This window comes from Enterobacter sp. A8, from assembly GCF_004296595.1.
Classification (GTDB): Bacteria; Pseudomonadota; Gammaproteobacteria; order Enterobacterales; family Enterobacteriaceae; genus Enterobacter; species Enterobacter cloacae.
Map to the genome: position 1 here is coordinate 734,156 of NZ_SCMF01000002.1, position 12,237 is coordinate 746,392.

The 12,237-nt window shown below is 56.6% G+C and carries 11 protein-coding genes; 3 read left to right on the plus strand and 8 right to left on the minus strand.

The genetic code is table 11. From position 1 onward, the window contains the following. Positions 1 to 4: 4 nt before the first annotated feature. Genes nqrE through EQV24_RS11620 form a run of 5 tightly spaced genes read right to left on the minus strand, consistent with a single transcriptional unit; the run spans position 5 to position 4,607 of the window. Positions 5 to 601, minus strand: coding sequence for an NADH:ubiquinone reductase (Na(+)-transporting) subunit E (gene nqrE, locus EQV24_RS11600; protein ID WP_013095734.1), 597 nt, complete (start codon positions 599 to 601; stop codon positions 5 to 7). Positions 602 to 607: 6 nt separating this feature from the next. Then, complete coding sequence (locus EQV24_RS11605) at positions 608 to 1,246, minus strand: NADH:ubiquinone reductase (Na(+)-transporting) subunit D (RefSeq protein WP_013095733.1); 639 nt, start codon at positions 1,244 to 1,246, stop codon at positions 608 to 610. Next, positions 1,239 to 2,033, minus strand: coding sequence for a Na(+)-translocating NADH-quinone reductase subunit C (locus EQV24_RS11610; protein ID WP_013095732.1), 795 nt, complete (start codon positions 2,031 to 2,033; stop codon positions 1,239 to 1,241). Before EQV24_RS11610 ends, EQV24_RS11605 begins: the two co-directional genes overlap by 8 nt. Continuing rightward, positions 2,026 to 3,261, minus strand: coding sequence for an NADH:ubiquinone reductase (Na(+)-transporting) subunit B (locus tag EQV24_RS11615; RefSeq protein ID WP_013095731.1), 1,236 nt, complete (start codon positions 3,259 to 3,261; stop codon positions 2,026 to 2,028). Before EQV24_RS11615 ends, EQV24_RS11610 begins: the two co-directional genes overlap by 8 nt. A gap of 2 nt (positions 3,262 to 3,263) precedes the next feature. Further along, positions 3,264 to 4,607 carry a Na(+)-translocating NADH-quinone reductase subunit A gene (locus EQV24_RS11620; protein ID WP_130626614.1) on the minus strand — a complete coding sequence of 448 codons (1,344 nt, stop codon included), beginning with the start codon at positions 4,605 to 4,607 and terminating at the stop codon, positions 3,264 to 3,266. A gap of 298 nt (positions 4,608 to 4,905) precedes the next feature. Here EQV24_RS11620 and dpaA point away from each other — a divergent pair, with 298 nt between their 5' ends. After that, positions 4,906 to 5,646 carry a peptidoglycan meso-diaminopimelic acid protein amidase gene (gene dpaA, locus EQV24_RS11625; RefSeq protein WP_013095729.1) on the plus strand — a complete coding sequence of 247 codons (741 nt, stop codon included), beginning with the start codon at positions 4,906 to 4,908 and terminating at the stop codon, positions 5,644 to 5,646. Here the strand turns inward: dpaA and EQV24_RS11630 are convergent. Together EQV24_RS11630 and lpcA are read right to left on the minus strand one after the other, a co-directional pair. Continuing rightward, positions 5,617 to 6,384: a class II glutamine amidotransferase gene (locus EQV24_RS11630; protein ID WP_013095728.1), complete on the minus strand. Its 768-nt coding sequence runs from the start codon at positions 6,382 to 6,384 to the stop codon at positions 5,617 to 5,619. The two genes, dpaA and EQV24_RS11630, sit on opposite strands and share 30 nt — an antisense overlap. 53 nt (positions 6,385 to 6,437) lie before the next feature. Beyond that, positions 6,438 to 7,016 carry a D-sedoheptulose 7-phosphate isomerase gene (gene lpcA, locus EQV24_RS11635; protein WP_013095727.1) on the minus strand — a complete coding sequence of 193 codons (579 nt, stop codon included), beginning with the start codon at positions 7,014 to 7,016 and terminating at the stop codon, positions 6,438 to 6,440. Positions 7,017 to 7,255: 239 nt separating this feature from the next. On the opposite strand from lpcA, the gene fadE reads away from it, so the two are divergent. Both fadE and EQV24_RS11645 read left to right on the plus strand, forming a co-directional pair. After that, a complete protein-coding gene (gene fadE, locus EQV24_RS11640) occupies positions 7,256 to 9,700 on the plus strand; it encodes an acyl-CoA dehydrogenase FadE (RefSeq protein ID WP_130626615.1) in 2,445 nt (814 codons plus the stop codon). A 107-nt stretch (positions 9,701 to 9,807) separates the two neighbouring features. After that, complete coding sequence (locus EQV24_RS11645; RefSeq protein ID WP_029882429.1) at positions 9,808 to 10,578, plus strand: amidohydrolase; 771 nt, start codon at positions 9,808 to 9,810, stop codon at positions 10,576 to 10,578. Between the two features lie 51 nt (positions 10,579 to 10,629). Here EQV24_RS11645 and EQV24_RS11650 read toward each other — a convergent pair whose 3' ends face one another. Beyond that, positions 10,630 to 12,231: a gamma-glutamyltransferase family protein gene (locus EQV24_RS11650; RefSeq protein ID WP_130626631.1), complete on the minus strand. Its 1,602-nt coding sequence runs from the start codon at positions 12,229 to 12,231 to the stop codon at positions 10,630 to 10,632. Positions 12,232 to 12,237: the final 6 nt, after the last annotated feature.

Consider the following 12,237-nt stretch of genomic DNA (forward strand, 5'->3'; position numbering starts at 1 on the left):
GCCCTTATAGCTGCACACCGGAGAAGGACATAAAGCCCAGCGCCATGAGACCGGTGGTGATAAAGGTGATCCCTAAGCCACGCAGGCCTGCAGGCACGTTGGCATATTTCATTTTTTCGCGGATCCCCGCCATGGTGACGATAGCCAGCATCCAGCCGATCCCGGAGCCGAAACCATACACAATTGATTCGCTGAAGTTGTAATCACGCTGAACCATAAACGAGACGCCACCGAAGATGGCGCAGTTCACCGCGATCAACGGCAGGAAGATCCCCAGCGCGTTGTAGAGTGACGGGAAATATTTATCAAGGATCATCTCAAGGATTTGCACCAGCGCCGCAATCACACCGATAAAGGTGATGAAGTTCAGGAAGCTGAGATCCACCCCCTCCACCAGCGCGCTGTCGCGCAGGACAAAGTTGTACACCAGGTTGTTGATCGGCACCGACAGGCCAAGCACCACGGTAACCGCTATGCCCAGGCCAAATGCTGTCGATACCTTTTTGGACACGGCAAGGAACGTACACATGCCGAGGAAGAACGCGAGCGCCATGTTTTCAACAAACACCGCGCGCACAAATAAACTCAGGTAATGAGCCATTGTCGGTTACTCCTTTTCCTGCTGTTCTGGCTTCAGGGTACGAATCAGCCAGATCAGCAAACCGATAATGAAAAATGCGCTTGGAGCCAGCAGGAACAGGCCGTTTGGCAGATACCAGCCGCCGTTCTGTACCGTGTCCAGCACCGTGATGCCAAACAGCTTACCGCTGCCAATCAACTCACGCAGGAACCCTACGGACAGCAGGATTACGCCGTAGCCGAGGCCGTTGCCGATGCCGTCCATAAAGCTCGCCAGCGGGGGCATTTTCATGGCATAGCCTTCTGCACGTCCCATCACGATACAGTTGGTGATAATCAGGCCCACAAATACCGAAAGCTGTTTCGATATTTCATAGGCAAAGGCTCGCAGCAGCTGATCGACCACGATCACCAGCGAGGCGATGATCGCCATCTGCACGATGATCCTCACGCTGTTGGGGATATGGTGGCGGATCATCGAGATAAACATGCTGGAAAACGCGGTAACCAGCGTTACTGCCAGCGTCATCACCACCGCCGTTTCCAGCTTGGTGGTCACCGCCAGGGCTGAACACACACCCAGCACCTGCAGCGTTATCGGGTTATTGGCTAAAAGTGGGCCAATCAGCACCTTTTTAACTTCTTTCAGTTCACCCGTATCAGCCATGGTTCAGCGCTCCTTCACGTACATTTTTCAGGAAAGGACCAAAACCGAGTTCGCCCATCCAGAAATCAAAACTGTGCTGCACCCCTTTGGAGGTGAGCGTGGCCCCGGATAGCCCGTCAACGGCATAGACATCGTCAGGACGCGCAGACCCTTTCATCACCTTCAGCGCAGGCGCTCCGCTGTCGTCGAGCACTTTCTTCCCGACAAACTGCGCGCGCCAGTTAGGGTTCTCCACTTCACCACCAAGCCCCGGCGTTTCGCCCTGGTCATAGTAGGTGATGCCTTTCACGGTGCGGCCATCCGTATCAAGCGCCACGAAGGCGTACATCATTGACCACAGGCCGTTGCCGTAGATGGGCAGCACCACTTCCTGCACCTGTTTTTGCTCATCACGTACGAGGTAGATTTCAGCCAGATTGCTGCGACGCTTAATGCCCGCCGGATCCTGAGATGCGTCCAGCGTCATGCTCATCTGCGGGTCTTTTAATGCCAACGCCTGGTTATATTTCGCCGGATCTTTATCCAGCAGCTGGCCCGTTTTTAAATCCACCAGACGCGCGGTGATGCGCTCAGCAAAGACGGCCGACACATCGTCTGCACTCATCCCTTCCTGCATCAGCCCGGCGACGGCCAGGATGTTGCGCTGTTTATCCAGCGCGCGCTGCTCCTGCTGTCGCGGCTTTAACCCCACGGCAGAACCAGCCACCACAATGGAACAGACCAGACACAGGACCAGCACCACCAGCAGCGTTTTGCCGATGCTGTCGTTATTTTTGATTTCAGCCACGTGCCTTCCTCCGCTTAATGTTGGCGCGCACGACCAGATAATCGAACAGTGGTGCAAACAGGTTGGCAAACAGAATGGCCAACATCATCCCTTCCGGATAGGCCGGGTTGACCACACGAATCAGGACACACATCACCCCGATGAGCACGCCATAGCTCCATTTCCCTCTGTCAGTAAAGGAAGCAGAAACCGGATCGGTGGCCATGAACATCATGCCGAAGGCGAAACCGCCCAGCACCAGATGCCAGTACCAGGGCATGGAGAACATCGGGTTGGTGGCGGAACCGATAAGGTTGAACAGTGTGGCAGTCAGCACCATGCCGATCATGACACCGGCGACAATCCGCCAGGAGGCCACGCGACCAAACAGGATGATCGCCCCGCCAATCAAAATCATCAGCGTGGAGACCTCCCCAATGGAGCCCGGGATGTTGCCCATAAACGCATCAAACCAGGTCACGGGTTGGCCTGTCGCATTGTTCACCAGCGTTTCACCGCCGTGCGCCGCCCATTGTGAAAGCGGTGTCGCCCCAGAGAAGCCGTCCGCAGCGGTCCAGACCAGATCGCCGGAGATTTGCGCCGGATAGGCAAAGAACAGGAACGCACGCCCTGCCAGCGCAGGGTTGAGGAAGTTACGCCCGGTTCCCCCGAAGATCTCTTTCGCGATGACCACACCAAAGCTGATCCCCAGCGCGGCCTGCCAGAGCGGTAACGTTGGCGGGACAATCAGGGCAAACAGAATGGAAGTAACAAAGAAGCCTTCGTTGATCTCATGTTTACGAATAATGGCAAACAGCACTTCCCAGAACCCACCCACGATAAATACCGTGATGTAGATCGGCAGGAAGAACACCGCCCCCAGCGTCATCATGCTGATCCAGCCCGCGTCTGGGGCAAAACTTACGCCAAGCGACTGTGCCAGACGGTAATGCCAGTCAGACTGGATCACCTGCGCCAGTTGCTGAGCATCGTACAGATGATGCAGCGCCGGAATGGTCTGCAGCCCCACGTTGTACATGCCCCAGAACATTGCCGGGAAGACGGCAAACCAGACCAGAATCATCATTCGCTTCAGGTCGATGGCGTCACGAACGTGCGCCGCGCCTTTCGTCACCAGACCTGGCGTGTAGAAAATGGTCGTCGTCGCTTCATACAGCGGGTAGTACTTCTTCAGTTTACCCTCGGTAAAATGCGGCTCTATTTTTTCAAAGAGGTGTTTTAAGCCCATGGTTATCCTTCCTGCTCAATGCGGGTTAACACCTCGCGCAATACCGGTCCATATTCGTATTTTCCCGGACAGACATAGGTACAGAGCGCCAGATCTTCTTCGTCCAGCTCCAGGCAACCCAGCGCCTGGGCGCTGTCGGTGTCCCCGGCAAGCAGATCGCGCAGCAGCACGGTGGGCAGAATATCAAGCGGCATAACACGCTCGTAGTTGCCAATCGGCACCATGGCGCGCTCACCGCCGTTTGTGCTGGTGGAGAAGTTGAACAGCTTATGACGCAGGAAGTGGCCGAGCGTGGTGCGGGTGACGGAATACTTTTCTGCACCTGGCAGCACCCAGCCAAAGAGCTCTTTCTCACGCCCTTCCAGTACAATGCTCACCTGCAGATGGAAGCGTCCCAGATAGGCCTGCGGCCCAACGGCATGACGGCCGCTGAGTACCGAACCGGAAATCAGACGGTTTTCACCCGCTTTGGTTTCGTCGTCCAGCAGTTCATTGATATCCGCCCCCAACAGCGTTGTCACCAGGCGCGGGTTTGCCGCCTGCGGCCCGCCAATCGCGATCACTCGCTCTGTGCAGAGCTTACCGGTGGTAAAGAGTTTGCCGATGGCAATCACGTCCTGATAGTTAAGGTGCCAGACCTGTTTTGTCAGGCTGACCGGCTCAAGGAAGTGAATATGCGTTCCCACCAGCCCCGCCGGATGCGGGCCTGCAAATTCATTAAACGTCACCTGTCCCTGCGGATGGCCGCCAAGTTTACCGGCACTGGCCTGGCACACGTGGACTTTCCCGGGCGTCAGCCGCGTGAGAACGGTCAGCCCGGCATCAAAGGCCTGACGTTGTGCCAGAATAACCGGCTGCGGGTCTGCACTGAGTGGGTTGGTGTCGATTGCCGTAACGAAGATAGCGGCCGGAACCGTGCCAGGCACAGGCGTTTTGCTGAAAGGGCGTGTGCGAAATGCGGTCCACAAACCGGCGTCCAGCAGTTGCGCCTGAACGGTTTCACGGCTCAACGCCGCGAGGTCTGCGGCCTCATAATGGGCAAACTCACGCTGTTCATCCCCTTCAATGCGGATAACCACCGACTGCAACACGCGACGTTCGCCACGGTTGATCGCCACAACGGTGCCGCTGGCAGGGGCGGTAAACATCACGCCGGGATTTTTTTTATCTTCGAAGAGCGCCTGCCCTTTAATGACGCGATCGTCCTGCTGGACCAGCATTGAGGGGCGCATCCCCACGTAATCGTCGCCCAGAATGGCAACATGGCGAACGCTTGCGCCTGCCGAAACGTGCTGTTCGGGCACGCCTGCGATGGGCAGGTCAAGTCCTTTTCTTATTTTAAACATGTGGTTAGCAAGTTTCCGTGAACAACTATTCTGAGGGCGTGAAGTGTACCATTTCCGGCGTTTTCCGGGCAGATAAAACTCAGCTGCAGGTGTCAAATTGCGAACTGATACGCAAAGTTCCTGGAGCCAGCGCGATTTTGATGGGTTATAAAGTAAAACTAATTTGTAAACTAACAGCTCCGCTCTTGCGAAAATCTATAGCGGTGCTAATGTGAGCGCTCCTAACAGATTAATCTGATTTCGGGTCTCTTTTGCCGTTCTGGCAAGTTGGTCTTAGTTTTATCAAGGAACTTGTAGTATGCGTAAAATCGCATTGTTCATTGCGATGCTCCTGATTCCGTGCGTGTCGTTTGCCGGGCTGCTCAGCAGCAACAGTTCAACCACGCCTGTGAGCAAAGAATATAAACAGCAGCTAATGGGATCCCCCGTTTATATTCAAATCTTCAAGGAAGAACGCACACTCGACCTGTTTGTGAAAATGGGTGAGACATATCAGCTGCTCGACAGCTACAAGATTTGTAACTACTCCGGTGGTCTGGGGCCAAAACAGCGTCAGGGCGATTTCAAAAGCCCGGAAGGGTTTTACAACGTTCAGCGTAACCAGCTAAAACCGGATAGCCGTTTCTATAAAGCGATTAATATCGGCTTCCCGAATGCCTTTGACCGTGCGCACGGTTACGAAGGTAAATATCTGATGATCCACGGTGCCTGTGTGTCCATCGGCTGTTACGCGATGACCGATTCCGGCATTGATGAGATTTTCCAGTTTGTCACGGGCGCACTGGTCTTTGGTCAGCCAAACGTTCAGGTCAGCATCTATCCGTTCCGCATGACCGATGCCAACATGGCGCGTCACAAGTACTCTTACTACGCGGATTTCTGGAAACAGCTAAAACCGGGCTATGACTATTTCGAGCAGACGCACAAGCCGCCTGTCGTCTCGGTTGTGGATGGCCGTTATGTGGTCAGCAAACCGCTGAGCCACGAAGTTGTCCACCCACAGCTGGCATCAAATTACACGGTCCCCGAGACAAAATAACACCCACTCGCCTGGCATAATCTTCTGCCAGGTCTCGTTGCCGGTCAGCGGCTGCGTGGCGATAACAGTGACCACATCATTTGGTGTGGTCTCTTTCTGAAAATCAATTTCCACATCCTGATCGAGCAGTTTTGCCACGCCAAACGGTGCACGACGGGTGATCCAGAAGAGATTCGTCGAGCAGAACGCCATCACATAGCGCCCGTCAGACAACAGCATGTTAAACACGCCCTTCTCGCGCAGTTCAGACGCCAGCGACGCAATATATTTAAATACCGCCGCCATGTTGCCAGGGGTGCGCGGATAACGCTCTGTCAGCTTATGCAGCAGCCAGCAAAAGGCTTTTTCGCTGTCGGTTTCGCCAACCGGGCGAAAATTACCGGTCTCCAGCGACTTATAGCCCGTAAGTTGCCCGTTATGCGCGTAGGTCCAGTTACGGCCCCACAGCTCACGGGTAAACGGATGGGTATTTTCGAGCGCCACTTCGCCGCGGTTTGCCTGACGAATATGGGCGATTACCGAACAGGATTTAATGGGGTAATCCTGCACCAGTTTGGCAATCGGTGAGTTAAAGCTGGGTTGTGGATCCTTGAACGTGCGACACCCTTTGCCTTCGTAGAAGGTGATACCCCAGCCGTCTTTATGCGGCCCGGTTCCCCCACCGCGCTGTACCAGCCCGGTGAAACTAAAGCAGATATCGGTTGGCACATTGGCGCTCATCCCGAGCAGTTCGCACATAGATTACCTCCACTCCACAACTGCGGGGGGCACCGGTGCCCCCCAGCGAAGCCTTACTTAACCATCTCTTTTTCGATCAGCTGGATCAGGATGTGGATCACTTTGATGTGAATTTCCTGAATGCGGTCAGCATAACCGAAGTGCGGAACACGGATTTCAACGTCCGCGGTACCGTCCATCTTACCGCCATCTTTGCCCGTCAGGGTGATGACTTTCATCCCTTTTTCACGCGCCGCCGCAATCGCTTTGATCACGTTACCAGAGTTGCCCGAAGTGGAGATACCCAGCAGCACGTCACCTTCACGACCAACCGCTTCAACGTAGCGGGAGAAGATGTAGTCGTAACCGAAATCGTTGCCCACGCAGGAGATATGGCTCACGTCGGAGATCGCAATCGCCGGGTAGCCCGGACGGTTTTCACGATAACGCCCGGTCAGCTCTTCTGCGAAGTGCATAGCGTCGCAGTGGGACCCCCCGTTACCGCAGGAGAGCACTTTGCCACCGGCTTTGAAACTGTCGGCCAGCAGGACCGCCGCGCGCTGAATAGCGTGAATATTGGCATCATCTTTCAGAAAGTTAGCCAGCGTTTCCGCCGCTTCGTTCAGTTCGTTACGAATAAGATCCTGGTACATGAGGATAATCCTTCAGTATTGATGAGATAACACAGTGGAGTGTACCGGATAGCAATAAAAGCGAGAAGCTAAAGGGATGCGAATCGTCTGACGTTTTGCGTTTTCGTGCCGGCAAACAAACGAACAATGTGAACCAGGTTGTAATTATTTTGTAAACACATTGCTAAAGGAAATAACATCAACTACAACCATATCATCACAAGTGGTCAGACCTCCTACAAGCAAGGGAGCTTTTCTTTATGATGATTTTGAGCATTCTCGCAACCGTTGTCCTGCTCGGTGTGCTGTTCTATCACCGTGTAAGTTTATTCCTGAGCAGCCTGATTCTTCTGGCCTGGACGGCTGCGCTTGGCGTCGCAGGTCTCTGGAATATCTGGCTTTTAGTGCCGCTGGCCATCATCCTTCTGCCGTTTAACTTTGCCCCGATGCGTAAGTCGATGATCTCCGCGCCGGTATTCAAAGGTTTCCGCAAAGTGATGCCACCGATGTCGCGCACCGAGAAAGAAGCGATTGACGCCGGTACCACCTGGTGGGAAGGCGATCTGTTCCAGGGCAACCCGGACTGGAAAAAACTGCATAACTACCCGCAGCCGCGTCTGACAGCGGAAGAACAAGCCTTTATTGACGGCCCGGTAGAAGAAGCCTGCCGTATGGCCAATGACTTTGCCATCACCCATGAAATGGCCGACCTGCCGCCGGAGCTGTGGGCATACCTGAAAGAGCATCGCTTCTTCGCGATGATCATCAAAAAAGAGTATGACGGTCTGGAATTCTCCGCGTACGCTCAGGCTCGCGTGCTGCAAAAACTGGCTGGCGTCTCCGGGATCCTGGCGATCACCGTGGGCGTACCTAACTCCTTAGGCCCGGGCGAACTGCTGCAGCATTACGGTACAAAAGAGCAGAAAGATCACTATCTGCCGCGTCTGGCACGCGGTCAGGAAATTCCATGCTTCGCACTGACCAGCCCGGAAGCGGGTTCCGATGCAGGCGCCATCCCGGATACCGGCGTAGTCTGCATGGGCGAATGGCAGGGCGAACAGGTGCTGGGTATGCGCCTGACCTGGAACAAACGCTACATTACGCTCGCGCCTGTCGCTACCGTGCTGGGCCTTGCGTTTAAACTCTCCGACCCGGAAAAACTGCTGGGTGGTGAAGAAGATCTGGGCATTACCTGTGCGCTGATCCCCACCTCTACCCCGGGCGTTGAAATTGGTCGTCGCCACTTCCCGCTGAACGTGCCGTTCCAGAACGGTCCGACCCGCGGTCAGGATATCTTTGTCCCGATTGATTACATCATCGGTGGGCCGAAAATGGCCGGTCAGGGCTGGCGTATGCTGGTGGAATGTCTGTCCGTTGGTCGCGGCATTACCCTGCCGTCGAACTCAACCGGCGGGCTGAAATCGGTGGCGATGGGGATTGGTGCCTACGCGCACATCCGTCGTCAGTTCAAAATCTCCATCGGCAAGATGGAAGGGATCGAAGAGCCGCTGGCGCGTATCGCAGGCAACGCCTACGTGATGGATGCCGCCGCGTCGTTAATTACCTACGGCATTATGCTGGGTGAAAAACCGGCCGTACTGTCCGCGATTGTGAAGTACCACTGCACCCACCGCGCACAGCAGTCGATCATTGATGCAATGGATATCGCAGGTGGTAAAGGCATTATGCTCGGCGAAGGCAACTTCCTGGCGCGTGGCTATCAGGGCGCACCGATCGCCATCACCGTAGAAGGGGCAAACATCCTGACCCGCAGCATGATGATCTTCGGCCAGGGGGCGATTCGCTGCCATCCGTACGTGCTGGAAGAGATGGCCGCCGCGCAGAACAACGACGTGGATGCCTTCGACAAGCTGCTGTTCAAACATATCGGTCATGTAGGCAGCAATAAAGTGCGCAGCTTCTGGCTGGGTCTGACCCGCGGGCTGACCAGCGCCACGCCAACCCATGATGCGACAAAACGTTATTACCAGCATCTGAACCGGCTGAGCGCCAACCTGGCGCTGCTGTCCGACGTCTCCATGGCAGTGCTGGGCGGTAGCCTGAAGCGTCGCGAGCGCATCTCTGCCCGTCTGGGTGATGTGCTGAGCCAGCTCTACCTGGCTTCTGCGGTACTGAAACGCTACGACGACGAAGGCCGTCAGGAAGCGGATCTGCCGCTGGTGCACTGGGGGGTGCAGGATGCGCTGTATCAGGCCGAGCAGGCGATTGACGATCTGCTGGTGAACTTCCCTAACCGTCTGGTGGCAGGTGCCCTGCGCGTGGCGATCTTCCCAACCGGTCGTCATCATCTGGCGCCGTCTGACAAGCTGGATCATAAAGTGGCGAAAATCCTGCAGGTACCGAGTGCAACCCGCTCACGTATCGGCCGAGGTCAGTATCTGGCGCCAACGCCACATAACCCGGTGGGTCTGCTGGAAGAGGCGCTGCTGGACGTGATGGCCGCCGACCCGATTCACCAGAAGATCTGTAAACAGCTGGGCAAAAACCTGCCGTTTACCCGCCTGGATGAACTGGCGAAACAGGCACTGGCGGGTGGCATCATTGACAACAGCGAAGCCGCACTCCTGGTGAAAGCCGAAGAGAGCCGTCTGCGCAGCATTAACGTCGATGATTTCGAACCGGACGAGCTGGCAACACAGCCGGTAAAGCTGCCGGAGAAACACCGCAAACCTGAAGCCGCTTAACGCGTTTCGTCCTGAAAAACCCCGCCACGTGCGGGGTTTTTTATTGCCATCTTTTCTCTTTATGTCGTGCTACAGTGTCAAAAAGGGTCGTTTGAGGAGTCTGAATTGTGCCTGGTCTGAAGATTTCTATTTTGCAGCAACCTTTAGTGTGGATGGATGGCCCTGCCAACCTGCGCCACTTTGATCGTCAACTGGAAGGCATTACCGGGCGCGATGTGATTGTCCTGCCGGAGATGTTCACCACGGGCTTCGCGATGGAAGCCGCACAACAGTCGATGCCGCAGGATGAGGTGGTCGCCTGGATGCACGCCAAAGCGCAGCAGACCAACGCGCTGATCGCCGGTAGCGCCGCCCTGCAAACGGAACGCGGCCCGGTGAACCGCTTCCTGCTGGTTGAGCCGGAGGGGAAGGTCCATTTTTACGATAAGCGCCACCTGTTCCGCATGGCCGATGAGCATCATCATTATCAAGCCGGCAACGAACGCGTGGTGTTTGAATGGCGCGGCTGGCGTATTCTGCCGCTGGTCTGCTACGACCTGCGCTTCCCGGTCTGGTCGCGCAACCGCAACGATTACGACCTGGCGCTGTATGTCGCCAACTGGCCTGCGCCGCGCTCCCTGCACTGGCAGTCGCTGCTGGTGGCACGCGCAATTGAAAACCAGGCGTACGTGGTGGGGTGTAACCGCGTGGGAACAGACGGCAACGGACATCACTACCGGGGCGATAGCCGGGTGGTGAATCCGCAGGGCGAGATCATCGCCACCGCCGAACCGCATCAGGCGACGCGCATTGATGCCGAGCTGTCGTTGACGGCGCTGAAGGAGTATCGCGAGAAGTTCCCCGCATGGCAGGATGCGGATCCGTTTAGTATTGGGTGACATTTTCCCCTCACCCCAACCCTCTCCCAAAGGGAGAGGGAGGATAAAAGATCAACTCACCAGCGCCTGCCCGTCTTTGCGGCTCTCCGTCGCGGCCACGTAGTGCCCTTCCGGCATCCGGTAAATCACCTGCGCACCGCCAAAGTTATACTCCTGGAGCGGATCTTCCACGACGATGTGGTGGCCACGTTCACGCAGGGCAGCAATGGTGTTGCGATCGAACGTCGATTCGACGATCACCTCCCGGCCCTGCACCACGCGCCAGCGCGGGGCGTCGATTGCCGCCTGCGGGTTTTGCCCGTGCAGCATGATCCGCAGCGCCATCTGCATATGCCCTTGCGCCTGCATTGGCCCACCCATCACACCAAAAGACATCAGCGGCTGGCCGTTGCCGTCCATCGCAAAACCCGGAATGATGGTGTGGAACGGACGCTTGCTGCCCGCCAGCGCGTTCGGGTGCTTCGGATCCAGCACAAATCCGCAGCCGCGGTTTTGCAGGCTGATGCCGGTATCCGGCACCACAATTCCTGAACCAAAGCCCATATAGTTGGACTGGATAAACGAAACCATCATCCCGCTGGCATCCGCGGTGCTGATGTAGACCGTGCCGCTCTGCGTCGGCGAACCGTACTCAAAATCCGAGGCTTTATCAGGGTCGATAAGCGCCGCGCGCGATTTCAGATAATGGTCGCTCAGCAGCTCTTTGGCCGCAAACTCCATGTGCGCTTCATCCGCCACGTAGCGGTCGAGATCCGCCAGCGCCAGCTTCATCGCCTCAATGGATAAATGCAGGGATTGCACGGAGTCCGGATGATGGTGCTCAATGCCGCACTGCTCCAGAATGCCGAGCGCAATCAACGTGGCGATCCCCTGCCCGTTCGGCGGCAGCTCCTGCACCGAACCGCCAGCAAAGTCACGCGACAACAGATCCACCCAGTCCACACGATGGTTCGCCAGATCCTCAGCCGTCAGATGTGCGCCGTGCGCTTTGGCGAAGGCGGCAATTTTCTGCGCCAGCTCGCCCCGATAAAACGCCTCGCCGTTGGTTTTTGCAATCAGCTCCAGCGAGTTCGCCTGCGCCGGGTTACGGAAGATCTCCCCTACGCGCGGGGCGCGGCCTTCCGGTGCGAAGCAGGCGCTAAAGCCCGGCTGGTCTTTGAGTTTGTTATAACCGCGCTGCCAGAGATGGCCAATCAACGGTGAGACGGGGAAACCGTTACGCGCATACTCAATGGCAGGCTGCGCCAGCGTGGTCAGCGGCAGCGTGCCAAAACGTTCCGCCAGCGCCACCCAGCCCGATACCGCACCGGGCACGGTTACCGCATCCCAGCCGATTTCCGGCATCGCCGTTTTACCAGCGAACAGATCCGCATGCCAGCTCGCAGGCGAGCGGCCAGAGGCGTTCAGGCCGTGGAGCTTTTCACCATCCCAGACGATGGCGAAGGCATCGCTGCCAATCCCGTTACCGGTGGGTTCAACCACCGTCAGCGCCATCGCGGTGGCGACAGCCGCATCAACGGCGTTGCCGCCCAGCTGCAGCATCTTCATCCCCGCCTGCGCCGCCAGCGGCTGCGAGGTGGCTACCGCGTTATGGCCCATCATCGGCGGGCGTCGTGAAGCGTAACCGGTCGTAAAATCAAGCGCTTTGGTCATCATGAC

Excerpts from the sequence above, each read along its gene's own strand:
- nqrE (WP_013095734.1), bottom strand. The coding sequence starts at position 601 with ATGGCTCATTACCTGAGTTTATTTGTGCGCGCGGTGTTTGTTGAAAAC.
- EQV24_RS11605 (WP_013095733.1), bottom strand. The coding sequence starts at position 1,246 with ATGGCTGATACGGGTGAACTGAAAGAAGTTAAAAAGGTGCTGATTGGC.
- EQV24_RS11615 (WP_013095731.1), bottom strand. The coding sequence starts at position 3,261 with ATGGGCTTAAAACACCTCTTTGAAAAAATAGAGCCGCATTTTACCGAG.
- EQV24_RS11620 (WP_130626614.1), bottom strand. The coding sequence starts at position 4,607 with ATGTTTAAAATAAGAAAAGGACTTGACCTGCCCATCGCAGGCGTGCCC.
- dpaA (WP_013095729.1), top strand. The coding sequence starts at position 4,906 with ATGCGTAAAATCGCATTGTTCATTGCGATGCTCCTGATTCCGTGCGTG.
- EQV24_RS11630 (WP_013095728.1), bottom strand. The coding sequence starts at position 6,384 with ATGTGCGAACTGCTCGGGATGAGCGCCAATGTGCCAACCGATATCTGC.
- lpcA (WP_013095727.1), bottom strand. The coding sequence starts at position 7,016 with ATGTACCAGGATCTTATTCGTAACGAACTGAACGAAGCGGCGGAAACG.
- fadE (WP_130626615.1), top strand. The coding sequence starts at position 7,256 with ATGATGATTTTGAGCATTCTCGCAACCGTTGTCCTGCTCGGTGTGCTG.
- EQV24_RS11650 (WP_130626631.1), bottom strand. The coding sequence starts at position 12,231 with ATGACCAAAGCGCTTGATTTTACGACCGGTTACGCTTCACGACGCCCG.